The sequence below is a fragment of the Nocardia sp. NPDC051750 genome (assembly GCF_044453135.1).
Classification (GTDB): Bacteria; Actinomycetota; Actinomycetes; order Mycobacteriales; family Mycobacteriaceae; genus Nocardia.
This window is the reverse complement of record NZ_JBITCK010000001.1, coordinates 564,440-588,776: the sequence shown is the minus strand read 5'-3', so window position 1 is coordinate 588,776 and position 24,337 is coordinate 564,440. Positions and strand designations below refer to the sequence as shown.

Annotated in this window: 25 protein-coding genes, 1 tRNA gene and 1 pseudogene; 12 read left to right on the top strand and 15 right to left on the bottom strand. The window is 67.6% G+C overall.

Going from position 1 to position 24,337, the window contains the following annotated elements:
* Window positions 1-9: 9 nt before the first annotated feature.
* The gene (locus tag ACIA75_RS02550; RefSeq protein WP_397099108.1) at window positions 10-507 is read left to right on the top strand and encodes a flavin reductase family protein; all 498 of its coding nucleotides are present in this window, start codon (window positions 10-12) and stop codon (window positions 505-507) included.
* Between the two features lie 122 nt (window positions 508-629).
* On the opposite strand, the gene ACIA75_RS02545 is transcribed toward ACIA75_RS02550, so the two are convergent.
* Window positions 630-950, bottom strand: coding sequence for a VOC family protein (locus ACIA75_RS02545; RefSeq protein ID WP_397099106.1), 321 nt, complete (start codon window positions 948-950; stop codon window positions 630-632).
* Between the two features lie 334 nt (window positions 951-1,284).
* On the opposite strand from ACIA75_RS02545, the gene ACIA75_RS02540 reads away from it, so the two are divergent.
* On the top strand, window positions 1,285-1,977 hold the full coding sequence (locus tag ACIA75_RS02540; protein ID WP_397099104.1) for a hypothetical protein: 693 nt from the start codon (window positions 1,285-1,287) through the stop codon (window positions 1,975-1,977).
* 44 nt (window positions 1,978-2,021) lie between these two features.
* Here ACIA75_RS02540 and ACIA75_RS02535 read toward each other — a convergent pair.
* Window positions 2,022-2,095: transfer RNA gene (locus ACIA75_RS02535), tRNA-Gly, on the bottom strand.
* Between the two features lie 97 nt (window positions 2,096-2,192).
* Window positions 2,193-2,564 (bottom strand): VOC family protein, encoded by a 372-nt coding sequence (locus tag ACIA75_RS02530; RefSeq protein WP_397099102.1) that lies wholly within the window; start codon window positions 2,562-2,564, stop codon window positions 2,193-2,195.
* 153 nt (window positions 2,565-2,717) lie between these two features.
* On the opposite strand from ACIA75_RS02530, the gene dcd reads away from it, so the two are divergent.
* Window positions 2,718-3,290, top strand: a complete 573-nt coding sequence (dcd, locus tag ACIA75_RS02525) for a dCTP deaminase (protein ID WP_397099100.1) — start codon at window positions 2,718-2,720, stop codon at window positions 3,288-3,290.
* 12 nt (window positions 3,291-3,302) lie between these two features.
* On the opposite strand, the gene ACIA75_RS02520 is transcribed toward dcd, so the two are convergent.
* Entirely contained in the window at window positions 3,303-3,899 is a 597-nt protein-coding gene (locus tag ACIA75_RS02520; protein ID WP_397099098.1) for a TetR family transcriptional regulator, read from the bottom strand.
* 91 nt (window positions 3,900-3,990) lie between these two features.
* Between ACIA75_RS02520 and ACIA75_RS02515 the strand changes: the two genes are divergently transcribed.
* Window positions 3,991-4,923: a zinc-binding dehydrogenase gene (locus tag ACIA75_RS02515; RefSeq protein WP_397099096.1), complete on the top strand. Its 933-nt coding sequence runs from the start codon at window positions 3,991-3,993 to the stop codon at window positions 4,921-4,923.
* 19 nt (window positions 4,924-4,942) lie between these two features.
* Here ACIA75_RS02515 and ACIA75_RS02510 read toward each other — a convergent pair whose 3' ends face one another.
* The gene (locus ACIA75_RS02510) at window positions 4,943-5,509 is read right to left on the bottom strand and encodes a TetR/AcrR family transcriptional regulator (RefSeq protein ID WP_397099094.1); all 567 of its coding nucleotides are present in this window, start codon (window positions 5,507-5,509) and stop codon (window positions 4,943-4,945) included.
* A 98-nt stretch (window positions 5,510-5,607) separates the two neighbouring features.
* On the opposite strand from ACIA75_RS02510, the gene ACIA75_RS02505 reads away from it, so the two are divergent.
* On the top strand, window positions 5,608-6,120 hold the full coding sequence (locus ACIA75_RS02505; RefSeq protein ID WP_397099092.1) for a hypothetical protein: 513 nt from the start codon (window positions 5,608-5,610) through the stop codon (window positions 6,118-6,120).
* A 143-nt stretch (window positions 6,121-6,263) separates the two neighbouring features.
* Here ACIA75_RS02505 and ACIA75_RS02500 read toward each other — a convergent pair whose 3' ends face one another.
* Window positions 6,264-6,704, bottom strand: coding sequence for a hypothetical protein (locus tag ACIA75_RS02500; RefSeq protein ID WP_397099090.1), 441 nt, complete (start codon window positions 6,702-6,704; stop codon window positions 6,264-6,266).
* Between the two features lie 299 nt (window positions 6,705-7,003).
* On the opposite strand from ACIA75_RS02500, the gene ACIA75_RS02495 reads away from it, so the two are divergent.
* Window positions 7,004-8,326, top strand: coding sequence for a helix-turn-helix domain-containing protein (locus ACIA75_RS02495; RefSeq protein WP_397099088.1), 1,323 nt, complete (start codon window positions 7,004-7,006; stop codon window positions 8,324-8,326).
* Window positions 8,327-8,374: 48 nt separating this feature from the next.
* Here ACIA75_RS02495 and ACIA75_RS02490 read toward each other — a convergent pair whose 3' ends face one another.
* Window positions 8,375-9,514 carry a serine/threonine-protein kinase gene (locus ACIA75_RS02490; protein WP_397099086.1) on the bottom strand — a complete coding sequence of 380 codons (1,140 nt, stop codon included), beginning with the start codon at window positions 9,512-9,514 and terminating at the stop codon, window positions 8,375-8,377.
* Between the two features lie 85 nt (window positions 9,515-9,599).
* On the opposite strand from ACIA75_RS02490, the gene ACIA75_RS02485 reads away from it, so the two are divergent.
* Together ACIA75_RS02485 and ACIA75_RS02480 are read left to right on the top strand one after the other, a co-directional pair.
* Window positions 9,600-10,853 (top strand): pyridoxal phosphate-dependent aminotransferase, encoded by a 1,254-nt coding sequence (locus ACIA75_RS02485; protein WP_397099084.1) that lies wholly within the window; start codon window positions 9,600-9,602, stop codon window positions 10,851-10,853.
* Between the two features lie 422 nt (window positions 10,854-11,275).
* Window positions 11,276-12,442, top strand: a pseudogene (locus tag ACIA75_RS02480) (YibE/F family protein); the annotation flags it as partial.
* A gap of 372 nt (window positions 12,443-12,814) precedes the next feature.
* On the opposite strand, the gene ACIA75_RS02475 reads toward ACIA75_RS02480, so the two are convergent.
* Window positions 12,815-15,022: an Hsp70 family protein gene (locus ACIA75_RS02475; protein ID WP_397099082.1), complete on the bottom strand. Its 2,208-nt coding sequence runs from the start codon at window positions 15,020-15,022 to the stop codon at window positions 12,815-12,817.
* A 160-nt stretch (window positions 15,023-15,182) separates the two neighbouring features.
* The gene (locus ACIA75_RS02470) at window positions 15,183-16,505 is read right to left on the bottom strand and encodes a UDP-glucose dehydrogenase family protein (RefSeq protein WP_397099080.1); all 1,323 of its coding nucleotides are present in this window, start codon (window positions 16,503-16,505) and stop codon (window positions 15,183-15,185) included.
* Between the two features lie 180 nt (window positions 16,506-16,685).
* Here ACIA75_RS02470 and ACIA75_RS02465 point away from each other — a divergent pair, with 180 nt between their 5' ends.
* From ACIA75_RS02465 to ACIA75_RS02455, 3 genes are all read left to right on the top strand, one after another.
* Window positions 16,686-17,213, top strand: a complete 528-nt coding sequence (locus tag ACIA75_RS02465) for a YdcF family protein (protein WP_397099078.1) — start codon at window positions 16,686-16,688, stop codon at window positions 17,211-17,213.
* A gap of 139 nt (window positions 17,214-17,352) precedes the next feature.
* Window positions 17,353-18,585 carry an acyl-CoA dehydrogenase family protein gene (locus ACIA75_RS02460; protein ID WP_397099076.1) on the top strand — a complete coding sequence of 411 codons (1,233 nt, stop codon included), beginning with the start codon at window positions 17,353-17,355 and terminating at the stop codon, window positions 18,583-18,585.
* Window positions 18,585-19,727, top strand: a complete 1,143-nt coding sequence (locus ACIA75_RS02455; protein WP_397099074.1) for an acyl-CoA dehydrogenase family protein — start codon at window positions 18,585-18,587, stop codon at window positions 19,725-19,727. Before ACIA75_RS02460 ends, ACIA75_RS02455 begins: the two co-directional genes overlap by 1 nt.
* Window positions 19,728-19,834: 107 nt before the next feature.
* On the opposite strand, the gene ACIA75_RS02450 is transcribed toward ACIA75_RS02455, so the two are convergent.
* Together ACIA75_RS02450 and ACIA75_RS02445 are read right to left on the bottom strand one after the other, a co-directional pair.
* Window positions 19,835-20,488: a Uma2 family endonuclease gene (locus tag ACIA75_RS02450; RefSeq protein WP_397099072.1), complete on the bottom strand. Its 654-nt coding sequence runs from the start codon at window positions 20,486-20,488 to the stop codon at window positions 19,835-19,837.
* A gap of 86 nt (window positions 20,489-20,574) precedes the next feature.
* The gene (locus tag ACIA75_RS02445) at window positions 20,575-21,354 is read right to left on the bottom strand and encodes a phytanoyl-CoA dioxygenase family protein (RefSeq protein ID WP_397099070.1); all 780 of its coding nucleotides are present in this window, start codon (window positions 21,352-21,354) and stop codon (window positions 20,575-20,577) included.
* A gap of 134 nt (window positions 21,355-21,488) precedes the next feature.
* On the opposite strand from ACIA75_RS02445, the gene ACIA75_RS02440 reads away from it, so the two are divergent.
* On the top strand, window positions 21,489-21,920 hold the full coding sequence (locus ACIA75_RS02440; RefSeq protein WP_397099068.1) for a PPOX class F420-dependent oxidoreductase: 432 nt from the start codon (window positions 21,489-21,491) through the stop codon (window positions 21,918-21,920).
* An 86-nt stretch (window positions 21,921-22,006) separates the two neighbouring features.
* Here ACIA75_RS02440 and ACIA75_RS02435 read toward each other — a convergent pair whose 3' ends face one another.
* From ACIA75_RS02435 to ACIA75_RS02420, 4 genes are read right to left on the bottom strand one after another with little or no spacing between them, the layout of a single operon-like run.
* Entirely contained in the window at window positions 22,007-22,378 is a 372-nt protein-coding gene (locus ACIA75_RS02435; RefSeq protein ID WP_397099066.1) for a hypothetical protein, read from the bottom strand.
* Between the two features lie 20 nt (window positions 22,379-22,398).
* Window positions 22,399-22,872: a roadblock/LC7 domain-containing protein gene (locus ACIA75_RS02430; protein ID WP_397099064.1), complete on the bottom strand. Its 474-nt coding sequence runs from the start codon at window positions 22,870-22,872 to the stop codon at window positions 22,399-22,401.
* Window positions 22,869-23,645: a hypothetical protein gene (locus ACIA75_RS02425; RefSeq protein WP_397099062.1), complete on the bottom strand. Its 777-nt coding sequence runs from the start codon at window positions 23,643-23,645 to the stop codon at window positions 22,869-22,871. Before ACIA75_RS02425 ends, ACIA75_RS02430 begins: the two co-directional genes overlap by 4 nt.
* Window positions 23,635-24,108, bottom strand: coding sequence for a hypothetical protein (locus ACIA75_RS02420; RefSeq protein WP_397099060.1), 474 nt, complete (start codon window positions 24,106-24,108; stop codon window positions 23,635-23,637). The genes ACIA75_RS02425 and ACIA75_RS02420 overlap by 11 nt, the downstream gene beginning before the upstream one ends.
* Window positions 24,109-24,337: the final 229 nt, after the last annotated feature.

Here is a 24,337-nt window from a genome sequence, read left to right as displayed (position 1 = left end):
GGCCGGATCATGAACGAACTCTTCGAAACTCCCGCCGACGGCACGGGCCTGCGCCGCGCGTTCGCCAACTTCCCCAGCGGGGTGGTGGCGGTCTGCGCCCGGATCGACGGGAAACCGCACGGCCTCGCGGTGAGTACCTTCGTCCCGGTCTCCCTGGACCCGCCGCTGGTGTCGTTCTGCATCCAGAACACCTCGGCCACCTGGACCCGCCTGGTTCACGCAGGCCATCTGGGGCTCAGCCTGCTCGGCACCGACCAGCAGGACGCCGCCCGCTCCCTCAGCTCCCGCGACGGTGACCGCTTCCGCGGTCTCGACGTCCACGACGGCACCGGTGAGGCGGTTTTCGTGCACGGTGCGTCGGTCTGGATCGAAGGCACCCCCGAAGCGCACGTCCCCGCCGGCGACCACACCGTGGTGATCCTGCGCATCCACCGCCTGGCCATCCATCCCGGCCGCGACCCCCTGGTCTTCCACGGTTCCCGGTTCCGCCTCCTCAACGCCGGCTGAGCGGAGTTGCCATAGGGCGACAGCGCGAAGAAGGCGGCCGTGCAGCGAACCCGCGTGGATATCTGTCCGCTCCGGTGACGCGCGGCCACCCGCATCCCGCCGATCGCCCGGCGACTATTCGATCACCGAGGCGGCGACGGGTGGCGCGGCTGATAGATGGGAAGCGCACTCCCGTCCGGCATTTCGATCGCGGCTGGCAAACCCCAACCCTCATCGGTGATCTCCGCGGACACCCCGACCCCCTTGGCCCGCAGCTCTGCCAAGGCCTGCTCGATGTCCTCGCACATCAAATACAGCCCGTGACTTGTGGTCTCCGCCGGGTGGGCCGGCAGTTCCGCCGGCGGCATCGCGAAAATCGGCCACCCGCCCCCGGCGTCGATCGAGTCCAGTTCGAGCACATCCCGGAGAAAGGCCCGCACCTTCTCGGCCTCCGGCGTGAACACGATCGCATGCGATCCGGTCAGCGTTTCGCCACCGTAACCCCCTCCGCCGCGGTCACAGCGTCAACACGACGGGCCGCAGATCTGCTGTCCGCTCCGAAACCCGGATGCGGCTGACCCGGGGCGGCAGGAAGATCTCCGACATCACGTTCGCCGGCAGCAGCGATTTGTCCCGCAGGAACGACCCTCGCCGGGTTTGCCGTTGTGAGAGAACCGGATCGCTACGGCGACAAAGTGATCCCGCCGCGAAAGTGGATGTCAAAGCCGGGGCTGACAGCCTGCGAAACCTACGATGACAGCTCGTGCGCGCACAGGCGCGAACCCCCGAGGAGATTTGATGTCTGTCGTCCGTACCGGTCACCAAATGCATGCTTACCTGATCGAACAGGTGAATCACATGATTCGCAGGCTGGGAATGTTCGGTGGGGAACCCGCCCTGTGGACGACCTTCGAACACCTGTATCACCTCGAAGGCGACGATAACGGCCGCGCGGACCTGTGGCAGTCCTGGGAGGAACGCAAGGAGTTCCGGTCGACCGGTCTGAAAGGCGCACTCGCGCAATTACTTCCGGACAAAATCGTCAGCGATGCCGTCGCGTCGATGTATGCCGAAGCCGCTCGTTCCCGGGGCTGGCTCGAACTGGACCGGACCTTGACCCCAGGTGAGCTCGGCGAACTGAACGAATCGATCGAGTCGTTCGCGGCCGACGACCATGTCTGGAGCGAAGTCGTCGCCGCATTCGGCGAACCCAGTGTCCTGATCGGCGGCTCCAACCGCTACTACGGGAAAACGCTCGCCTACGCCACCGCCGATGCGGCCGATCCCATGGTGTTCTTCCACCTCTGGAACGGCACCGAACCCGGAACACAGCACACCTGGCCACCCGCACGCCTCGAGCCGATACTGCTCGCGATCCGATACGGGGCAGGTATGTGGCCCGACGCGTTCGTCTTCACCCCGCAAGGCAATAGCCTGCGCCGACATCTGCAGGCGGACCCTACGCAGACCGAAACAAGCAGCCGGAAATAAGAGTGGTCCCTGCAGATGAACTGTGCATTGTATGAGTGGTGTGGTGGAGCCGGTGACGGGAATCGAACCCGCGCCATCTGCTTGGGAAGCAGAAGTTCTGCCATTGAACTACACCGGCGGCACGCCTGTCGGCGCGAAGGCGAGCTTAGCAGAGCGCCGGCCCGAGGCCGAAATCTTTCGTCGATTCCGGGCTTCGGTGGAGGCGGCCGGTCGGATCAGGTTTCCGACCAGACGCCGAGCTGGTTGCCGCTCGGGTCGGTGAAGTGGAAGCGGCGGCCGCCGGGGAAGTCGAAGGGGCCTTCGGTAACCGTGCCGCCCGCGGCGCCTACGGAGCGCAGGGTGGTGTCGAGGTCGTCGGAGTACAGGAGGACGAGCGGACCGCCGGTGCGGACCTCGGTGCCGGGGGCCAGGCCGCCCGCCTCGCCCGCACTGCCATCGAAGCGGCGGATACCGGCGTAGTCGGGGCCGTAGTCGTTGAATTCCCAGCCGAAGGCCGATCGGTAGAAGGTTTTGGCCGCGTCGAGGTCGGTGACGGTGAGTTCGATGTAGTCGATGCCGTGGTGGGTGTGCGCGCTGGTCTCTGACATGGGCGTACCTCCTGTTTCGCTCCGGCGATGCGGTCTGCGGATGGGCTTCGCCCAACTGCGCCTGTCGCGTGGAGTATGCCCGGAGTGTGTGACAGGAAACGGAGCCGTAGGACCGGACCGTCCGGCCGTGAGTGCGGTCGCTACTCTCGTGGCGTGCTGCTTTCCGATCGTGATATCCGGGCGGAGTTCGCCGCCGGGCGGCTCGGGCTCGAACCTTTCGAGGACAACCTGGTCCAGCCGTCCAGTATCGACGTGCGGCTGGACCGGATGTTCCGGGTCTTCAACAACACCCGGTACACCCATATCGACCCGGCGCAGCGCCAGGACGAGCTGACCAGCCTGGTGGAGCCGGACGCCGGTGAGCCGTTCGTCCTGCATCCGGGGGAGTTCGTGCTCGGGTCGACACTGGAAGTGTGCAGTTTGCCCGACGATCTGGCGGGCCGGCTGGAGGGTAAGTCGAGTCTGGGCCGGTTGGGGTTGCTCACGCATTCGACCGCCGGTTTCATCGACCCCGGTTTCAGTGGGCACATCACCCTGGAACTGTCGAATGTGGCGAATCTGCCCATCACTCTCTGGCCGGGAATGAAGATCGGGCAGCTGTGCCTGTTCCGGCTCACCAGCCCGGCGGAGAATCCGTACGGCAGTGCGGGTGCCGGCTCCAAGTATCAGGGGCAGCGGGGGCCGACGCCGTCGCGGGCGTATCTGAATTTCCCCCTGCCGAGCTGACCCGACCGGCGGTTACGCCCGCAGGCGCATGCTGTCGTCCATGGTGGCGAAGGCGCGCCGCACACACTCGGGCAATTCGCCGGGTGGGCAGGCGGGTAGCCATTCGTCCAGCGCGCAGCGCCAAGTGGCCACGCAGAACTCGGTGAGCAGCCGCAGTTCGAGGCGGTGCGGGTCGCCGAGCCGGTGCGCGATCCCTTCCTGGACCTCCGCGCAGTGTCGCAGGGAATGCCCGTTCAGCGCGGGCGACTGCTCGATCAGCCTGAGTGTGGCCGGGAAGCGCCGGTACCAATCGTCGTCCATGCGATCGAGGGTGACCAGCATCGTGTCGCGGAAGACGTCGACGAGCAACCCGGACTTTTCGGTCTCGTCCAGCACGTCGAGGTAGGTGCTCCAGAGTTGCGTGACGGCGGTGAGCGCGACGTCTTCCTTCGAGCGGAAGTTGCGGAAGAAGGTCCGCCTCGACACCTCCACCGCGTCGAGAAGCGCATCGAGCGGCGTGGCGTCGAAACCGTGTTCGCTGAACATCGAGATCGCGGTATCCGCCAGCGCCTGCCGGGTGCGCAGCTTCTTGCGTTCGCGCAGCGTGGTGGGCTGCTCGGAGGTCGTCATCGACAGCAGTCTAGCGAACGCGCATAGATTGAGCATGTGCTCTAATAGGGCAAGTGCCACACTGTGGCACATTGATGCGAAGGAGCTCCCTGTGCGTGCACTCGTTGTCGACCACACCGCGACGACACACCTCTCGGCGGCCGAGGTGGCCGACCCGGCACCCGCGCCCGGCGAGGCGCTGGTACGAGTCGAAGCGGTATCCCTCAACTATGGCGAGGTAAAGGGCGCCACCAGCCCGGATGCACCGGCCGGGGCCGTGATCGGCTGGGACGCGGCGGGCGTGGTCGTCCAGGCGGCGGCCGATGGTTCAGGCCCCGCGGTGGGGACCCCGGTAGTCACGCTGGGTGAAGCAGGCTGGGCCGAGTTGCGTGCGGTCCCGGCTACCCTGCTCGGTGTCGTGCCGGATGGTGCCGACCTCGGTGCGGTCAGCACGATTCCGGTCGCCGGCCTGAGTGCCCTGCATGTGCTGCGCCGCATGGGGCAGGTCGTCGGGCGGCGGGTGATGATCACCGGTGCTTCCGGCGGTGTCGGCCGCTATGCGGTGCAGCTCGCCGCCCGGGCGGGGGCGGAGGTCGTGGCGATCAGCGGGAATCCCGCCCAGGAGGACGGACTGCGGGCGCTGGGTGCGAGCGAGGTGTACGCCGAAGCGGCAAAAGTGGACCGGCCCGTGTTCGCGGTGCTGGACAACGTCGGCGGGCCGCAGCTGGTGGACGCCTTCGCGGCTCTGCAGGCTGGTGGCGTATTGGTGAGCGTGGGCCGGTCATCCGGGGCTGACGCCGTATTTCCGCCCGAGGCGCTGCTGGCCACCGAGGGGCGGCACGATCGGTCGATTCGTACGTTCTTCCTGCTCGCCGACCCCGCCGCCGACTTCTCCGCTGACCTGACCTGGCTGGCCGCGGAGGTCGCCGCCGGCCGCCTCGATCCCGGAATCAGCTGGCGCGGCCCGTGGACCCGCTACGACGAGGCGGCCCGGGCCCTGCTCGACCGCCGCCTGCACGGCAAAGCGGTACTGGACATCAACTGAGCCGGCTTCTCCCGGGTTTCTACACCTCTTCGGGTGGCCCGCCGAGCACGATATCGGCGGCCCGGGTCATCACCGCGGAGCGGTCGGCGCCGTCGAGTGGGTCGGCGGCGAGAAAGTGCATACCGATCCGGGTGCTGAAGGCGAGCAGGCTGCGGGCCTCGATCTCTACGGGGTCGGTGAAGTAGGTGCCGATCATTTCGCGCAGCAGCCGCATCCGCTGGTTGTCCACTCGGCGCAGGCGGGCGGCAACGGTCTCGTCGCGCCGGGCCCAGTCGCGAATCGCGAGGTCGATCGGCAGCAGTTCCGCAGACAGGGTGAGGGCGCCGGCGCGCTGGATCTTCGTCCGCGCGTCGCCGCCGTCGCGGGCGACGCGGTCGAGCACTTCGTCGACACTGCGGCGTTCCCAGGTGTCCAGCATGGCCTCCAGTAGGGTGTTCCGGTCGGCGAAGTAGCCGTAGAAACCACCCTTGGTCACGCCCAGCGTCTTCGCGAGCGCCTCGACGCGGACCGCATCGGGACCTCCGCGGGCCAGCGCGCGCAGCCCTTCATCGATCCAGTCGGCACTCGGCGTGCGTGCCGTACCCATATCCGTTCTCCCTTCGCCGTGCCGCGTCTATACGCCACCGTATATTTCCGGTAGCGTTGATATACGCCACCGTATATCAAACAGAGGGAGGCACGACGATGACAGACGGTCACCCGATTCGCGCGGCCGGCGAGCACGCCGATCCCGTCGCATTCCAGCAGCATGAGATCGCCGAATCGACCAGAGCGCACTGCCCGATGACCGAGTACGACTACGCCGACCAATTCACGTTGGTCACGGACGCGGCGGAGGCCTGGAATCCGGAAGAGTGGGCGTGTGCGGCGCTCGACTCCGTTGCCGGGCTCCAAGGTCAGCTCATCTGGCGCGGCCTGCTGGGGTTGCGGCTCGCACGGCGGTCCGCGCCGGGGCAGGTGGCCGGCTGGCGGATCGCCGACCGCGGCGACACCTGGATCACCCTGGCGGCCCGGTCCTGGATGCTCACCGGCAATCTCGTCGTCGAGCTCGGGGAGGGGAGCGTTTCGCTGGCCACCTTCGTCCGGTACGAGCGGTCGATCGGCAAGCGCGTCTGGGCCTTTGCAGCCCGAGGGCATCGTCGCTTCGCGCCCGGATTACTGCCCGACGCGCAACGGGTGCTGCGGAAACTTCCGTGATACCGGGCCGGTCGTGGCACGCGGCCGGCCCGGTACCTCAGCGGCTGTCCTGGACAGCCGATTCCCGTGGATCGCCCGTCGGCGCCGCGGGTGGGTTACGTCCGGCATGCCTTGTGAGCTGCCGGACGTAACCCCATCCCCGGTCATTCCCGGTCGCCGCCCGCCAGGAGGGCGGCGTTGATCACCGAGGACAGTGGTGGGAGCAGACCGTCGCGTTCGGGCGGGACCACCCAGTTGCAGCCCTCCCGGTTCCAGCGGCCCATCCCGGTCGGCAGCATGACCGCACTGCCCACGCCCGGAATATCGATATCGATCCGCTGCAGCATCTCGACCACTTCCGGATCCGGCCGGCGATCCGGGTACGCCACGAAACTCCAGCGAATCTGGCGGGCCAGCACAGGAACTCGGATATCCCGGGAATCCAGGAGCGCACGTACGGCGCGGGCACGGTCGGTGGGGAGGTGGATGACGCAGGCGCGGCTGGTGATCGGCAGCATGACGAATCCGCCGCGTTCGGTGGCCGGTAAGCCGAATTCGTGGCGGTAGTAGGTGGCCCAGTCATCTACCGTTCTGAGCTTTTCCACATTCACAGTGAATTCCCTTGCCTCCCTGGCATACTGAGCGTCCCTGGCATGCCGAGCCACGGCCGGTGGCGGTCTCGCTGACCTCTCGTTCCAGGATCCCGCGTGCATACGCTTGCCGGAACCGCCTACACGCTCGCGTTCCACTGCCCTTGCGCTGCCATTCGCGCCGGTACCGGATTTCTTTGTGGTTGCAGTCACATTCGGCTCGTACTCTGGGGAGGAAATCGTTCGGAAAGGGTGACAACGTGGTCGGCCAGTGGTCTGGAAGGGAGGCCCGGGCGCTTCGCGAGGCCAAACGGATGAGCATCCGGGAGTTCGCGGCACATCTGGGTGTGCACGAACGACTGGTGTCCAAATGGGAAGCCGGGGGCGACCGGGTCCATCCGCGTCCGGTCAATCAGGCTGCCCTTGACACCTGCCTGGCCCGGTCCGATGAGGTCGAGCGGAGCCGGTTCGCCGCGCTGACCGCCCCCGGGCCTGTCGTCGCCCCCGGTGCGACCGCCGGGCACTCCGCGGTGCCCGGCAGTTATTCCAATGACGCCGAACTCCTGGCCCTCATCGACAGCGGTGCGGTCCGCGGGGACGGGTCTGCGGCGATTTCGGAGAGGGATCTGATCATGGCGGCAGCACACGAGGCGAGCGATCACGCCGGCCGGGCCGAGGCGACGAATATCGGTCCCAGCACGCTGGACCAGCTCGACGCGGATGTCACCCGGATCGCGAACGACTATGTGCACACCCCGCCGATGCCGATGATGGTGGAGATGTTGCGGGTGCGGCGCCGGGTGTACCGGCTGCTGGAGGGACATCAGCGCCCGTCCGACACCAGCCACCTATATCTGCTGGCCGGCTCGTTGTCGGGGTTGCTCGCCAACGCGAGTACCGATCTGGGCTACCTGGATGCCGCCGGCGAGCAGATCCGTGCGGCCTGGGCGTACGGGGAGATCTCCGGTCACAACGGGCTACGCGCGTGGGCGCGGGGGATGCATGCGCTGATCGAATACTGGTCCGAACGGCCGCATCGCGCCTTGGCGCTGGCGCAGAGCGGGCAGCAGTACGCGGATTCGGCCACCGCCGCGGTGCGGTTGCACAATATCGAGGCGCGGATCTGGTCGAAGATCGGCAGTACTGCCGATACCGAGCGCTGTATCCGTGCCGCCGCTGCGGCGAGCGAGGGCGCCGCCGCCGACAGCCTGCACGACGAAATGGGCGGGGTGTTCGGATTCTCCGACGCCAAAGCCAGCTACTACGCGGGCGCCACCTATATCCATCTGGGCTTGGCGGAGCCGGCCCTGGCCGCGACGCAACGCACAATCGAGCTGTATCGCACCGGCCCGGCACGTCAGCGTTCCTATGGCGCCGAAGCCCTGGCCCGGGTCGATTCGGCGGCCGCGCATCTGATCAACGGAAGTCTCGAGGGCGCGGCGGAGGCGCTCTCGCCGGTGCTCGAACTGGCCGAAGACAAGCGCATCGCGCAACTGGAAGAACGGCTCACCGGTGTGCGCCGCCGCATCTGTGCGCCCACCTACCGCGGCGTCGCCGAGGCACGATCCCTGGACGAACAGATCGAGGAATTCTGCGGCTCGACCGCCGCGCGCAGCCTGCCCCCGGGAAATGAGTGAGTGGTCCGGACCCCGCGGATCTGCCCGGGAGGGCAAGGCGGCGGATGCTCAGCCTGCCGGTTCGGTGAGTGGTCCGGCTCCGAAGGTAGGAGCTGTCGTATCCGCGGACATGAAAATCAGGTCGTGGACGGCCCCGCGCATCCGGTGCACGAACCCACCGGCCAGTTCGCGCGTTTTGTGCAGGCGTTCGGCCACCGGTGTCCGGATCGATTCCGTCGCCACGACGCCGGTTCCGCACAGCGCGAACACACCGGCCAGGACGGCGGCCACGATAAGCGTTCCGCGCCGCCGGCGGCTGCGCCGGGGCGGCGGGTCGGGAGCCGCAAGTCGCGTGGTCGCCGCTGGTGCGGCGGTGCCGGTGAGCGCGTCGGCCGCGGCCGCGGCGAGCTCACCGCAGGAGTCGAAACGGTCGGCGGGATCCTTGGCCATTGCCCGGGCGATCACGCTGTCGAACGCGCCCGGCAGGGCCGGATTCGATGCGCTGGGCGCGGGGGCGGGCTGGTTCAGGTGGCTGTGGATGAGCTGTGCGGAGTTCGTCCCGGGATACGGGTGGGAGCCGGTGAGCATATGGTGCAGCGTGCCGCCGAGGGCGTAGATATCAGCGCGATGATCGATGGCGGTGCCGGTGAACTGTTCCGGGGCCGCGTAGCGGAGGCTCGCGAATACCTCGCCTGTCCGGGTGAGCCCCACGGATTCGTCGAGGATTTTCGCGATACCGAAATCGGCGAGCAGCACTCGGTCCCGGTGCCCGGAGGCGAGCAGGATATTCGCGGGTTTCACATCCCGGTGCAGTACCCCGGCACGGTGTGCGTGATCGAGCGCGGCGGCGGTTTCCTCGACGATGCGGACCGCGCGCCGCGGGTCGAGCGGGCTCGAGCGCAGCAGTTCGTCGACGTCGGTGCCGTTCACGTATTCCATCGCGATCCACAGCTGACCGTCCAGTTCACCGCGGGCATGGACGGCCACGATATTCGGATGGGCGAGCCGGGCGGCGGTATCGGCTTCGCGCCGGAAGCGCTCGACGATGCCGAGGTCACCGGTCTGGGCGCGGCTGAGCAATTTCAGGGCGACGTACCGGGGCAGTTCCGGGTCGTGGGCGAGGAACACTTCCCCCATCCCGCCTACCCCGAGCAAGCGCTCGATCCGATAACCCGCGAACACCTGGCCGCTGACCAGCGACTGCCCCACCTGGCTCTCCTCTGCCTACGTTCAGCGGTAACGGTACTGCACGCGCCGGGGCCGGGCCGGATATCCGTTTGCGTCTGGTGGCACCATGGACCGGGTGAGTACTGGCCATTCGCATCCCACGCCCCGGATTCTGGAGCAGTCGAAAAAGCTGCAGAACGTCGTCTACGAGATCCGTGGACCGGTGCACGCACATGCGGCACGGCTGGAGGCCGAAGGTCACCGGATCCTGAAGCTCAATATCGGCAATCCCGCGCCGTTCGGGTTCGAGGCGCCCGATGTGATCATGCGGGATATGATCGCCGCCCTGCCGACCGCGCAGGGGTATTCCGAGTCCAAGGGGATACTGTCCGCGCGGCGGGCGATTGTCACCCGCTACGAGCTGGTGCCGGGGTTCCCGGAGCTGGATGTCGATTCCGTGTACCTGGGTAACGGCGTCTCCGAACTGATCACCATCACCATGCAGGCGCTGCTGGACAACGGCGACGAGGTGCTGATCCCGGCCCCGGACTATCCGCTGTGGACGGCGATGACCAGTCTGGCCGGCGGTACACCCGTGCACTATCTCTGTGACGAGTCCACCGGCTGGCAGCCCGATATCGCGGATATCGAGGCGAAGATCACCGACCGGACCAAGGCGCTGCTGGTGATCAATCCCAACAACCCGACCGGGGCCGTGTACTCGGCGGAGGTCCTGCAGCAGCTGGTGGATGTGGCTCGTAAGCACCGGCTGCTGCTGCTCGCCGACGAGATCTACGACAAGATCCTCTACGACGACGCCAAACATATTTCGCTGGCGACCCTGGCGCCCGATCTGCTGTGTCTCACGTTCAACGGCCTGTCCAAGGCGTACCGGGTGGCGGGTTACCGATCGGGGTGGCTGGCGATCACCGGTCCGAAAGACCATGCGGCCGGGTTCCTCGAAGGTATCGACCTGCTCGCCTCGTCCCGGCTCTGCCCGAATGTGCCTGCGCAGCACGCTATTCAGGTGGCGCTCGGGGGTTATCAGAGCATCGAGGATCTGATCCTGCCGGGCGGGCGGTTGCTGGAACAGCGGGATGTGGCCTGGGAGCGGTTGAACGCGATTCCCGGCGTGTCGTGCGTGAAACCCAAAGGCGCACTGTATGCGTTCCCTAGGCTGGACCCCGAAGTTCACGAGATCCACGACGACGAGAAGCTGGTACAGGACCTGCTGCTACAGGAGAAGATCCTGATGGTGCAGGGCACCGGCTTCAACTGGCCCAACCATGATCATCTGCGCATCGTAACCCTGCCCTGGGCCCGCGATCTGGCGGTTGCCATCGAGCGATTCGGCAACTTCCTGGCGGGCTACCGTCAGTAGCGGGGCGGCTAACCCTGGGTTAAAACAGACCCCTCGTCCGGATTCTGGCCAATTTTCTGAACCCACTGGCACAAAAGAGGATCGTGTGTGTACAGTGGGCTTCGGCACTTCGAGTGCCCGGCCAGGTTGTCTACCCCCCCTGGGCAACCTGGTCCTCGGGTTAGGCCGCCTACCCCCCTGGGCGCCTGCCCCGGGCGGCGGAGACATCCCCCTGCTCTCCGCCGCCCCTTCCCGAGATCTTCTGGTTGATCAGCGAATTCCCAGCGTAGGCCCCATTGTCGGCCGCAGTGCCGCTGTATGGATCCTCTAGGCTGAGCCGGGTGAGCGACCACCATCACCATCACGATCACTCCCGGCCGATCGCCATAGGCGCCACCGCCGCCCGTGTCGTGGTAGGACTGCTGGTCGCGATCGGTATCGCCGTGGTCATCGCCACCATCGCGCTGTGGCCCGACCGGCAACAGATCGATATTCCGCTGCCGATGCAGAACGCGGACGGGTCCGCGGTGGTCACCGAAGCGGGCACGGTGATCCGGCAGGATCTCGGAGCGTGCGGTAGTCCGTCCATCGGCCGGGTCTTCGACGGCGAACCCACGCCGCCACCCGCGCAGGTCTACGACTGCCAGCGCAGCCTGATCGCCATCGAGTCCGGGCCGCACGCGGGCAAACACACCCTGCTGGAAATCGCTCCCGGGCCCGGGCAACCCGATCTTGCCGCCGGCGACGAACTGCGGATCGTGCGGCAGGCCGGCCCGGACGGTACTCCGCTGTACTCGTTCGACGACTATTCGCGCGGGCTCCCGCTCAGTGTCATCGTGCTGGCCTTCGTGGTGGTGATCATCGTCATCGCCCGCTGGCGCGGTTTCCGGGCACTCGTCGGCCTCGTCTTCGCCTTCGCGGTACTGGTGGTGTTCCTGCTCCCGGCTCTGCTGGACGGAAAACCGGCGATACCCGTTGCGCTGGTGGCCGGTTCGCTGATCTTGTACTCGGTGCTGTATCTGGCCCACGGGGTGAATCTGCGGACCAGCTCCGCACTGCTGGGGACGCTGACATCGATGGTCATCGCGGCGGTGCTGTCCTGGCTGGTTATCGACGCGACCACGCTCACCGGACTGTCCGAAGAACAGAACACCAATGTCGCCACCTATATCGAGCATGTCAGCATCACCGGACTGCTGCTCGCCGGCTTCATCATCGGTTCCCTGGGTGTGCTCAACGATGTGACCATCACTCAGGCGTCGGCCGCCTTCGAACTCGCCGAACTGGACAAGGGTGCCACGCGGGGAGAGATTTTCGCGGCGGCCATGCGGGTCGGGCGCGACCATATCGCCAGCACCGTATACACGCTGGTACTCGCCTACGCCGGTGGCGCACTGCCGCTGCTGTTGCTGTTCAGCGTGGCCGGCCGGCCGATCCGTGATGTGCTGGTGGGCGACGCGGTGGCGATCGAAATCGCCCGGTCGGCGGTCGGCGGTATCTGTCTGGCGCTGTCGGTTCCGCTGACCACGGGGATCGCGGTAATGCTGGCGCGTCCGTTCGGTTCGGCGAAACCGCCTGTCCCCGCGGGGCGCGCGAGGTCCCGGCGGCGCACCGAGGCCGGCGGGCGGCGGGCCGATACCGGCAGTCATCGGGCGGTCGCACGGCCGGAAGGTGGTGTCGCGACCGGAGATCGCTCCCGGTCGAGCCGCGACCGCGAGCCGTGGCCGACGACAGGGGACCAGCCCAAAGTCCGGCGTCCCGGGTCCGGCGATCCGCGGCCGGGCGCGCGATCCGGTGCCGGTCCACAACAGCCCGATCCGTCCCGGGGATCGTGGCCGCCTCCCCGATCCCCGGGACCGCAGCAACCCGGATCCCTGCCTTCAGGACCCCAGCAACCATGGAATCAGCGGGGTCCAGGTCCGCGCCCGGGGCCGCGACGGCCGGAGCACGGGTACGGGGAAGCCTGACCGGTTGTCGCCCGGTCAGCGGGCAGGGCGCGGAAAAGGTAACGCCTCCGGCGGGATGGTCGGTACGACGATCGGCGGCAGACCCGGGACCTGAACGGTGTTCGGACCGGTCGTCACCGGCGGCGGTTCGGGCTCGGGCTCGAACACCGGTGGCGGTTCCGCCAGCGGTGCGTGCTCCGGCGGGGTCGTCGAAGTGGTTGCTCCCGCCGTTCCCGGGGTGGTCGAAGGGATGGCAGCCGTGGTGGGTTGCGGGTGGGAGGTGCTCTCGGCGGTGGCCGAATCCTGGCTGAACATCTGCTGCCCGTAACCGAGACCGATTCCGATCGCGGCCACCACCACCAAGGCGCTCACCGCGACCACTGCCGCGCTGATCTCCCGGTTGCGCCGCTGCGGCGGCTCACCGAACGAGCGGCGGGGCAGCAGCTTGGCCGGTAGCCGCAGGGCGACAGTCGGCGGATCCTCCTCCGGCGAGAGCCGTGGAACCGGGGTACTGATCGGGTGCGGCAGCGCGGGGGACGATTCGGCCGGGTTGCTGTTCGGGCCGGGCCCGGCGCCCGAGCTCGCTCGATCGGGGCCCGCACTCGCGGTCCCGTGGCCCGAGGCCGGGGGCCGGGCGCTCGGCGGCATGGGCGCGGTGCCCGCCGGGGGTCCGAAGATGCCCGGTTGCGGTATCGGCAGATCGGGTCGCGACGAGGCGGTGCCGTTCTGCCGGGCAGAGGCCGTAATGCCTGTTGAGCCACTCGTACCCGGTTGTGTGACCGCCATGCCGGAATAGCTGACCGTTGCACCCGAGGGGGTCATGGCCGCTCCGGGGTACGCCGGAACGGAACCGGGATTCGCGGGCCCGGTGTTGCTACCAGGGTGCGCGTGGCTTGTGCCTTGTTGCGTGGGGCTGGTGGCGAACTGTTGTGCGGAAGTTGTTCCCGGATGTTCGGGATACGGTCCGAAATCGGCGGATCGAGCAGGGGTGGTGCCCGGCTGCGGGGAGGTCCCGCCGGGAGATGCGGATGCGGGAACCGAATCGGGGTGCACAGTATCCGCAGCAGTCGTGCTCGGCTGGGTGGGTACCGAACCGAGACGCGCGGTGTCCGCAGCAGTCGTGCTCGGCTGGGTGGGGACCGGGCCGGGATAAGTGGTGTTCGAAGCAGTGGAGTCGAGCGGTGGGGCTGTTCCGCTGTGCGCGGGAACCGGGCCGGGCGGTGCGGGAACTCGGCCGAGAGGTGTGGTGGCCGGAGTGGTCGTGCCGGGCTGCGGGGCGGGTGCGCCGGGATGGGCGGACGCCGGCTCGGCGGGAGCCTGCTGATGCGGTTCGCTGAGCGGCGCGGAAGCTGTTGTCTGTGCCGGTTCCTCGGCGGGCTGCCGGGTGAGCGCCTTCCGGGCCAGCAGTGCGGCGCCACGGGCAGTGGCGGTTTCCGGCTCCGGCGGTACCAGAACGGGGATTTCCAGGGTGTCCCGGAGCGATCGGCTGACCAGTGGGATGCGCACACCACCACCCACGGCCAGCAGCGCCTGGGCCGCCCGGCCCGAACGTCCGATGACGTCGCGGGTGGCGCGGGCCGAGGTTTCGACCGACCGCGCGATCAGCGCGGTGAAATTCTCCTGAGTGAGCAGTACCGGACCGTAGCTGCTGGGTAGCGCGACCGCCGCGCTGCCCGAGAGCCGTTCTTTGGCGGCCCGGCACAGCGCGTCCAGTTCGGCCAGTCCGGACGGATCGGGCGGGTGGGCGATCCGTCCGGAGTTGATCTGTTGTTCGCGGATCAGTGAGTCGAAGTATTCGCCGCTGATATCGCCGGTGCGTTCGGTGTGCTGGACCTTACGGCTCGGCACATCGACCACGGTCACCGAGAGACCGGAGGAGCCCAGGTCGTAGATCGCGAGTGTGGTCACGTCTTTGAGCGCGCCGGAGGCCACGGCGAATTCGAGGACGGCGTCGATATCGGGGACGAGCTCGTAGTCGTGCAGCCCGTGGTCGGTGAGCGCCGCGTGCAGCGCCCGGGCCTGCTGTTCGTCCCGGCAGGCCAGGACGGTGCCGGTGATCGCGGGGTTGGAGTTCAGGGCGGCCGCGACCGAGAGCGCGGCACGTTCCGCACTCGGCGTTTCCGGCGGCACCACGAAGGTGCGCAGTTCGAAGGATTCGGGTTCGGCACCGGGTGCCGCGCCCGCCGGTGGGCGCGCCAGGCGGATCGCGCCGGCCCCCACCGACACTCCCAGTACTGAACTCATCGGCAGCCCATCCGTACTTCCCGCTTACACTATGCGAGCGCCGGCCTGTCGATGATGACGGTCATCCCCCGAACCAGGCGGCTTCTTCGACAGTACCGCTCGGTCCCGTTGTTACGGGAGGCAGGAACCCATGCCGCACGTCCGGCTCACGTACCCGACTCTACGGTGTGCCCAGCCCTGCGTACACCCATCCGGCCGAGCGCCAAGCGGCTTTGTCGAGACAATTACGGCCGTCGATGACCGAGCGGGACCGGACCACCGTCTCCAGGTCCTGCGGCCGTAGTTCGACGAATTCGTTCCATTCGGTCAAGACCAGGACCACGTCGGCGCGCTCGCATGCCTCACGCACCGAGGTCGCGTAGCTCAGGGTGGGAAAGACGCGGCGGGAATTCTCCAGGGCTTTCGGGTCGTAGACGGTGACCACGGCACCGTGCAACTGGATCATTCCGGCCACATTGAGCGCGGGGGAATCCCGGACGTCGTCGGATTCGGGTTTGAAGGCCGCGCCGAGCACGGCCACATTCGCGCCCAAGAGCGATCCGCCGCACGCACGGGCCGCCATATCCACGATCTTGGTGCGGCGGCGCATATTGATGTTGTCGACTTCCCGGAGAAAGGCCAGGGCGTGGTCGGCGCCCAGTTCGCCGGCCCGTGCCATGAAGGCCCGGATGTCCTTGGGCAGGCAGCCGCCACCGAAACCGACGCCGGCGTTGAGGAACCGGCGGCCGATGCGGGCGTCGTAACCGAGCGCGTCGGCCAGCACGGTGACATCCGCACCGGTGGCCTCGCACACCTCGGAGACCGCGTTGATGAACGAGATCTTGGTTGCCAGGAAGGCGTTGGCCGATACTTTGACCAGTTCCGCGGTGGCGAGATCGGTGCGCAGGAAGGGGACCTCGGCGGCGAGCAGATCGGCGTAGAGCTCCTCGACCAGTTCGCGGACCCACGGGGACCGTGGCCGGGTGCCGTCGACGCCCAGGACCAGCCGGTCCGGGCGCAGGGTGTCGCGGACCGCGAACCCTTCCCGCAGGAACTCCGGATTCCAGGCCACCTCGATATCCACCGGGCTCAGCGCGCGGGCGCGTTCGCCGAGTGCGGCGGCGGTGCCCACCGGTACGGTCGATTTGCCGATGATCACGCAGGGCCGGGTGACCAGCGGGGCGAGCGTATCCACCACAGCGTGGACGTATTTGAGGTCCGCGGCGTATTCGCCCTTTTTCTGGGGCGTGCCCACGCCGAGGAAATGCACATCGGCATGGTCGGCGGCCTCGGCATAGGAGGTGGTGAATCTGAGCCGGCCGGAGTCCAGGTTGCGGCGCAGTACCGCTTCGAGGCCCGGCTCGTAGAAGGGTGTGACGCCGTCGGATAGTTTGGCGACCTTACCCGGGTCGATATCGACTCCGAGTACATCGTGGCCGAGTTCGGCCATACACGCTGCGTGCGTGGCCCCCAGGTACCCGGTTCCGAAGACTGTGCATCGCATAATCGATTGGTAATCCGCACCGATGGCCTCACCGGAAAACTGGGGCGAGGTGCCGGGCAACAGCAGATGTACACCGGGCGACGTGGCTCGCCGACCTGGGCAAAGCCGGTGCGGCACGAGGTTTACCGCCGCGGTCCCGCCGCTGACTCCGGCCCGGCCGCACCCATTAGTATCGCGGCAGTGCGCCGACCGATGACCCTCGCTGCCGGGATGGTCGCCGTCGTGGTGCTGGTGCTCGCGTTGTGGCCCGTGTACGTCCGTCCGCAACGCGAGGATCCCGCACCCGCGGATGCGATCGTCGTGCTGGGCGGGGCGCACGACGGCCGGGAAGCGCTGGGGTTGCGGCTGGCCCGCGAGGGTTACGCGCCGCGGGTGCTGATCTCCAACCCGTACGAGGACAGTCCGCTGGTCAATCGGATCTGTCACGGCGGTTACAGCTTCGAGGTGGTGTGTTTCGATCCGTCGCCGCGGACCACCCGGGGCGAGGGCCGGTACCTGGCCGAGCAGGCCCGCGTGCACGGCTGGGATCGGGTCATCGTGGTCACCTTCACCCCGCATATTTCACGGGCGCGCTATGTGCTCGGCAAATGCTGGGACGGGCAGACGCTGTTCGTGGACACGCGCCCCGACCTCGCGCTGCCGCGGTGGGCCTACGACTACGTGTACCAATCGGCGGGGTACGCGAAGGCGGTTTTCGAGGACTGCTGACCGCGGCCGGAACGTTTCCGGAAACTGTGATGGCATCTGCCTTCAGTTTGACGCGATGAGAGAGAACTGGCTACATTCCCTCTAGCACCGGTAGTCGCCGGACCTGCTGCGACGACGCATGAAGCCTTCGGGAGCGTGTATGGATTACGACTGGTCGGAGGCCGACAAGGCCTTTCGAGACGAGGTACGGGCGTTCCTGGCCGAGAAGCTGACGCCCGAGATCAGCACCGCGGGCCGGTTGATGACGAGTGTCTACTCCGACCACGAGGCAAGCCTGGAATGGCAGCGCATCCTGCACGAGCGGGGCTGGGCGGCGCCCCACTGGCCGGTCCACTATGGCGGCTGCGACTGGTCGCTGACCCAGCACTACATCTTCAGCCGCGAACTCACCCTGGCCGGTGCGCCCGCGCTCTCGCCGATGGGTATCCGGATGGTCGCCCCGGCGCTGATCGCCTTCGGCACCGACGAGCAGAAGAACTACTTCCTGCCCCGCATCCTCACCGGTGAGGTCTTCTTCTGTCAGGGCTACTCCGAACCCGAAGCCGGATCCGACCTGGCCGCCCTCACCATGGCGGCGGTCGACGACGGCGACGATTTCCTCGTCTCCGGCAGCAAGATCTGGACCACCCACGCCACCGAGGCGAACTGGATCTTCTGCCTGGTCCGCACCTCGCGCGAAGGCAAGAAACAGCAGGGCATCACCTTCCTGCTGATGGATATGACCGCCCCCGGTATCGAGATCCGGCCACTGGTCATGAGTTCCGGCGAGCAGGTGCAGAACCAGATCTTCTTCGACAATGTGCGGGCGCCCAAGAGCAATGTGCTCGGGCAGATCGACGACGGCTGGACCGTCGCGAAGTACCTGCTGGTCCACGAGCGCGGCGGTGGCGCGATGGCGCCGGCGCTCCAGGCGATGGCCGAGAACATCGCCACCGCCGCGGCTACACAGCCCGGCCGGGACGGTGAACCGCTGAGCGCCGACCCGCACTTCGCCGCCCAGCTCGCCGATGCCCGCATCCGCACCGAGGTGCTGGAGGTGCTGGAATTCCGGACCCTCGCCGCCATGGCCTCCGGTAAGGACCTCGGCACCTCCTCGTCGATGCTGAAGATCCTGTCCACCGAACTCAGCCAGCAGCTCACCGAGCTCGCGCTCACCGCGGCCGGACCGCGCGGCCGGGTCTACCAGCCGCACGCCACCGCCCCCGGCGGCCCGATCGCCGAATACACGCCGCCGGCCGACGGCTACCTCAGCGGTGCCGACTGGCAGGCTGTGGCGCCCCTGCGCTACTTCAACGACCGCGCCGGTTCGATCTACGCGGGCAGTAACGAAATCCAGCGAAATATCCTCGCCAAGGCAGCATTGGGGCTCTGATGGACTTCACCTTCACCGATGAACAGCAGATGCTGCGCGACGCGGTCGCCGGTTTCCTCGCTGCCCGCTACGACCTCGAGAAGAGTCGTACGGCGGTCAAAACGGGGCTCGGTTGGCAGCCGGAGATCTGGCGCGGCCTGGCCGAACTGGATGTGCTCGGCCTGACCCTGCCCGAGGAGACCGGCGGGTCCGGCGGCGGCCCGGTCGAATCCATGATCATCGCCGAGGAACTGGGCCGCGCCCTGGTCGTGGAACCCTACGTCGACACCGTGGTGATCGGCGGCGGACTGCTGCGGCGCTCCGGCGGCGCACCGGCCCGGGCGCTGCTGGCGAAGATCGCCGAAGGCAGCGCACGGATCGCCTTCGCCGCGCTCGAACCCGGCTCCGGCGAAGTGCGCCACGATGTTTCGGTCACCGCCCGCCGCGACGGTGACAGCTGGGTCCTCGACGGTGCCAAGATCGTGGTGACCAGCGCGCCCATCGCCACCCACCTGATCATCTCCGCCCGCACTGCCGGGGAACGGCGTGACCAGGACGGTATCTCGCTGTTCCTGGTGGAGTTCGACGCCTCCGCGCCGCCGGCGGGTGTCGAGGTGCACCGCTACCGCACCATCGACGACCGGACCGCCGCCGACCTCACCTTCACCGATTTCCGGATCCCCGCCGGCGCGCTCCTCGGCGCCGAAGGCCAGGCCTGGCCGATCATCGACGCGACAGTCGACGATGCCATCGCTGCGGTGGCCTCTGAAGCGGTCGGGCTGATGCGCAAGGTGCTCGACGACACCGTCGAATACACCAAACAGCGCCAGCAGTTCGGCGTCGCGATCAGCAGTTTCCAAGCGCTGCAACACCGCATGGTCGATATGCTGATCGAACTCGAGCAAAGTGTCGCCGCCGCCTATCTGGCGGCCTACTCCCTCGAAGCCGAACCCGCCGAACGGGCCCGCGCCATTTCCGCGGCCAAGGTTACGATCGGCCGCGCCACCCGTTTCATCGGCCAGAATTCGGTGCAATTGCACGGCGCCATGGGCATGACCGAGGAATTGGCCATCGGCCACTATTTCAAACGGCTCACCGCCATCGAATACGAATTCGGCAACAGCTCCGATCACCTCGCCCGCTATATAGCGTTGACGAATTGATCGGCCCGCACCCCACTCACCCTGTGCCCGAGTGGGGTGCGGAAACCCGTGCCGGGCCGTGCGGTGGCTCGACAGAGGGGGATCACCGCGCGGTCCGTGCCGGTGCGTCAGTACTCGAGCTCGGTCCACGGAATGGTGATCGGGAACGGGAAATCGATGTGGATGCCGTCCTCATTCGCTGAGGTCCATTCGCCTGCAATGAGGTAATTTGCGGACCGCAAGGGACGGACGCCAGGCGGAAGTCGTCCGGGTTCGGTCTCCAGCGCATAGGCGCGGACAGTGCTGATTGCGCTCACATTCCGCGCCAAGGTCACCTCCCAGTACCAGGGAATTCCAGCACCCGCGTACCGGGCTTTCTTCGCTTCGATATCGCTCTCGGTGTTGCCCGGTGACAGCACTTCACCGACGAGGAGAGCGTCGGCTGCTCGTACATCCTGAAAAGGCGACTCCAAGCACCGGAAAACCATGAAATCAGGTGTGAGGAAGTCGGACTTCCCGCTGGTGCCGAGGAAAACATTGGTCTCGACATCCACCTGCCAGCACGTTTCCGGCTGTTCTGTCATGCCTTTACGAGCGCATCGCTCGACCGCGTTGCGCATGCGCACCGTGAATCGCTGATGCTCGCTGGGGCCGCGGCGAAGCCACACGACGCGCCCGTCCCATAGCTCGATCTGTTCGGCGATCTCGTCGGGTAGCCGTTCGAGTTCCTCCCACGTCATGAACTCGGGGAGGTCGGGACGCTCGACCTTCGACAGGGACATAGCGCAATGGTATGCCCCGTTGGGTGTGTTATCGACCTGTTATCTGTGTCTACAGGTAGCCGACCGCCGCGTGTCGGACGTGCAGGCTACCGGCGGGTCGCGCGCAGGACGGCAGACTCGACCGGATAGGCCGAGCCCGGCTCGGTTGCCCGGGCGCCGCCGGCGGGGCTGAGGTTCGGCTGGGCGAGGAAACGAGGTTCGGTGCCGCGATGGGGTTGGCCGGCGTGGACGAGGAACGGGTGGCACAGGTACACGTCACCCGCCCGGCCGGTGGCGAAGGCGAGCGGGCGATGCACCGTGGCCGGTTCGGCGCGGCGGGCGAGTTCCCGGGCGTCGAGGCCGGCGTCGCCCGCTGGTTCGAGGATCCGGGCAACGTCCAGGTGGGAACCGGCACGTATCCGGGTGGGGGCGTCGGACTCGCCGGTGTCGGAGAAAAGGAACAGCATCAGCAGGGCGCGGTTCTTCGAATGGATATTGACCCGCCAGCTGAGATAGTCGGTGGGGCTGGATTCCGGGCCCGGAAAACTCGCGTCGACATGCCAGCCGTCGAGTACGGCGGGTTCGTTGCCGGGGAATCGGATCACGAAGCCGCCCAGGCTGGTTCGGGGTGCCCAGCGCTTCGCCCCGACCAGCCGGTCGTAGGCGGCGTGCAATCGCGGTGTATTGGCGGCGGCCACGAAGGGCGGGGAGGCGTAGTCGGGGCGGGTGGCCACCGGGGTGGACCAGGTTTCGGGTTCATCCGGCGAGGCATCCAGATCGCGCCAGATGACGGCGCGGCACTCCTCGGCCAGGGAACGGGGAAACGCCTCGGGTAGGTGCACGAACCCGTTGTCGATGAACGAGGCCACCTGTTCGTCGTCCAGCATGGTCCTATTCGAACCATTACCTCGGTGGCTGCGCCAATGATTTTCCCGGGGCGGTGCGTTGCGCCTATCCGGGCCGGCGGCCGCCCGAGCCATCCCCAGGAATAGCGGCGGTTGTCCACGACTTGGAATCGGATATGACGGACCCACAGTTCGATCCGCGCACCCTGCTCGCCGAAAGCCGGCTGGGCGTGTTGGCCACCATCAAGGCCGACGGTCTACCGCAGCTCTCGCCGGTGACTCCCTTCTACGACCGCGCCGCCGATATCGTGTACGTGTCGATGACCGAAGGGCGGGCCAAAACAGTGAACCTGCGCCGTGATCCGCGCGCGGCGCTGGAGGTGACCCGCGCAGACGGATGGGCCTGGGCGACCGCCGAGGGCACGGTCACGCTCACCGGTCCGGGCACCGATCCGCACGGCCCCGAGGTCGCGGCCCTCGTCGACTACTACCGAGCCGCCGCCGGCGAGCATCCGGACTGGGACGAGTACCGATCGGTCATGGTCTCCGACCGCCGGGTGCTGATGAAGCTCTCGGTCCAGCACGTATATGGAGCAGTCCTGCGCTGAACCCGGAGGGCCATGTCCGGCCGGAAGCCGGGTGCACGAGCTGGGCCGCCGAGGACGTGTCCGCGGCCCGCCGAATAACCGCCGGATCACACCTCGAGGTCTTCTTCGATACCGCGCAGCTTGTGCCGGGCCAGAGCCAGATTCGCACGTCCGCGGTCGAGCGCGAGGTAGAGGAACAAGCCCTTCGACTTCCGGCCGGTCATCGGGCGGATGAGATGGTACTGGGAGCTCAGCGTGATCAGGATGTCCTCGATATCCTCCTGCAAGCCGAGCTGTTCGATGGTCCGCAGTTTCGCGCGGACCACCTCGGTGTTGCCGGCGGCGGCGACGTGGAGGTCGAGGGCTTTCGAGCTGCCGAGCATACCCAGCGCCATACCGCTGTTGTAGTCGACAACGGCCGCACCGACGGCACCGTCGATCGACATCATTTCCTTCAGCGCCAAATCCATATCGGACACAGGTGTTTCCTTTCGAGGGGTTATCCGGGTCTTCCGTTGGTTCTGCCGGGTTCGCGGGCGGCGCCCGCCAGATGTTCGGCGATATTGCGCGCCACCGGACGCGATTCGAGATGCAACCGGCCGATATTCACGTCCGGCTCCGCGAGGACGGTCAGCGACGCCCAGCCGGCCGCGTAGATGACGACGTGCCCGCGCGTCCCGTCCACCACGACCTCCTGGAATCCGCCGCCGTGCGCGACACCCGCCAGCCTGTCCGACAGTGACAGTTGCGCCGCCGCGAGCGCCGCCATTCCGGTGGGTTCGATATGCCCGGGTAGATCGTGGGTGACCAGTAGGCCGTCGCTGGACGCCACCAGCGCCCCGATCAGGCCGGGCACCCGATCCCGGAGCCCCGTGAGCTCCGCCTGTACCGCCGGATTCGGATCGGATTCGGGCATCGGCACCTTCGTCAACCTCCCCATCAGATCGCCGAGCAGTTTCCTGCGCGCCGTCACGCGAGTTCCTCCAGTGCCGAGCGCAACCGCAAGAGCAGTGCCTGATCCACCGGCTCCCAATCGCCGTCATCGGGTACCGGCACGGGCTGCCGCACCCGCCGGCGCAGGACCGGCTCGGCGCCCGGCCGTGGCGCGGCCGGCGGCCGCCGGTCCCCCGGCGGCTGGATCAACCCCGCCGCGGTGAGATCGCGGACCGCCTCCAGGCAGCCGTACGCGGTGCGCCCGAGGTCGCGCGCGATAACGGTGACGCTGCGGCGGGTATCCGCCGCGGCCAGCACCTCGGCTTGACCCCCCGTGAGTACGACCCGGCTCCGGCGTACCCGGCGCACCGGCACCACGGGCGCCCGATCCACCAGCTGCGCCGGCCACGGCCCGGAATCCGGGGCGCCGCGCCGCGCACATTCGCGCACCAGTACCCGCGGCCGGATACGGCAGACCGGGGCCAGCCAATGCGGCGGCGCGGGCCGGAATTCGGGGACGGCCGGGGCGGACAGCAGGAAATAGGCGGCGTCGAAAGCCGAAAGCAGCGCCAAAGTTTCGAGCAAGGGCCGACGCAGGACAGGGTCGGGATCGCCCTCGGCAGCGCGCTGCCAATCCTCGGCGTCGGCGACCCCGGCCGCCGCGGCCAGCCGATCGAGCCCGGTGGTGCGGCGGCATTCGGCGGAGGCGATGGCGCCGTCCGCGAGATGGAAGGCGCCGTCGCCCGTGTGCAGCACGCCGGTGCTTCCCTCGTCTTCCAGACGCCGCAGCTCGTCCGCGAGCTCAGTTCCCATGACCGTCCTCGGCCGGTCTCACCGCATGACGGCCTGAGGTCGATCCCGCTTCCTGGCCGTTTCCGGCCGGTCCGGCTTCCTGGCCGTTTCCGGTCAGGTCCGCGAGGATGCCGCGTAACCGGAACCGGGCCATCGCGAGGTTGCCGGAATCCTCGTCGAACAGCGCGTGCACGAACAGGCGGCCCTCGAAATCGCCGCGGACCAGGTCGATCAGGTGGTATCCCCCGTTGCCGCACACGATGATCTCGGTGATGTCGTCATCGTCCGCACCGGTCGCGAGCGCCGGACAGCCGAGTACGGCGCGCACGACATCGGTTGTGGTGGCCGCGTCCTCGTGCTGGTCGACCAGGTCATGACGCCCGGCCCCGGCGATCGCCAGTCCACTCGCCCCGTCGACCAAGGTCACACTGCGCGCCCCCGGGATGCCCATGATGCGTTCCAGACATCCATCGATACCGATCACTGCGCCTCTAAACCTTGTTCACGACTGTTTCAGATTGAAGAGACACTACACAGACCTTGCGAACTATGTCATGCGGACGCAGTAGTGCGTCTCGGTTGCGCCACCGGTCGCCGGATCAGGCTTGGAAAGGACAGTTCGGGGCGCCAGGAAAGGTAGCGCCCGGCGGCTCCGGGCACTGCGGAATCGGGAAATTCGGCGAACACAGCCGAACTCGAACACCGTGCGGAAA

Coding starts and splice junctions, on each gene's coding strand:
- ACIA75_RS02550 (WP_397099108.1), top strand. CDS start 10: ATGAACGAACTCTTCGAAACTCCCGCCGACGGCACGGGCCTGCGCCGC.
- ACIA75_RS02540 (WP_397099104.1), top strand. CDS start 1,285: ATGTCTGTCGTCCGTACCGGTCACCAAATGCATGCTTACCTGATCGAA.
- ACIA75_RS02530 (WP_397099102.1), bottom strand. CDS start 2,564: ATGTCAGAGACCAGCGCGCACACCCACCACGGCATCGACTACATCGAA.
- ACIA75_RS02520 (WP_397099098.1), bottom strand. CDS start 3,899: ATGACGACCTCCGAGCAGCCCACCACGCTGCGCGAACGCAAGAAGCTG.
- ACIA75_RS02510 (WP_397099094.1), bottom strand. CDS start 5,509: ATGGGTACGGCACGCACGCCGAGTGCCGACTGGATCGATGAAGGGCTG.
- ACIA75_RS02505 (WP_397099092.1), top strand. CDS start 5,608: ATGACAGACGGTCACCCGATTCGCGCGGCCGGCGAGCACGCCGATCCC.
- ACIA75_RS02495 (WP_397099088.1), top strand. CDS start 7,004: ATGAGCATCCGGGAGTTCGCGGCACATCTGGGTGTGCACGAACGACTG.
- ACIA75_RS02485 (WP_397099084.1), top strand. CDS start 9,600: ATGGACCGGGTGAGTACTGGCCATTCGCATCCCACGCCCCGGATTCTG.
- ACIA75_RS02475 (WP_397099082.1), bottom strand. CDS start 15,022: ATGAGTTCAGTACTGGGAGTGTCGGTGGGGGCCGGCGCGATCCGCCTG.
- ACIA75_RS02470 (WP_397099080.1), bottom strand. CDS start 16,505: ATGCGATGCACAGTCTTCGGAACCGGGTACCTGGGGGCCACGCACGCA.
- ACIA75_RS02460 (WP_397099076.1), top strand. CDS start 17,353: ATGGATTACGACTGGTCGGAGGCCGACAAGGCCTTTCGAGACGAGGTA.
- ACIA75_RS02455 (WP_397099074.1), top strand. CDS start 18,585: ATGGACTTCACCTTCACCGATGAACAGCAGATGCTGCGCGACGCGGTC.
- ACIA75_RS02450 (WP_397099072.1), bottom strand. CDS start 20,488: ATGTCCCTGTCGAAGGTCGAGCGTCCCGACCTCCCCGAGTTCATGACG.
- ACIA75_RS02445 (WP_397099070.1), bottom strand. CDS start 21,354: ATGCTGGACGACGAACAGGTGGCCTCGTTCATCGACAACGGGTTCGTG.
- ACIA75_RS02440 (WP_397099068.1), top strand. CDS start 21,489: ATGACGGACCCACAGTTCGATCCGCGCACCCTGCTCGCCGAAAGCCGG.
- ACIA75_RS02425 (WP_397099062.1), bottom strand. CDS start 23,645: ATGGGAACTGAGCTCGCGGACGAGCTGCGGCGTCTGGAAGACGAGGGA.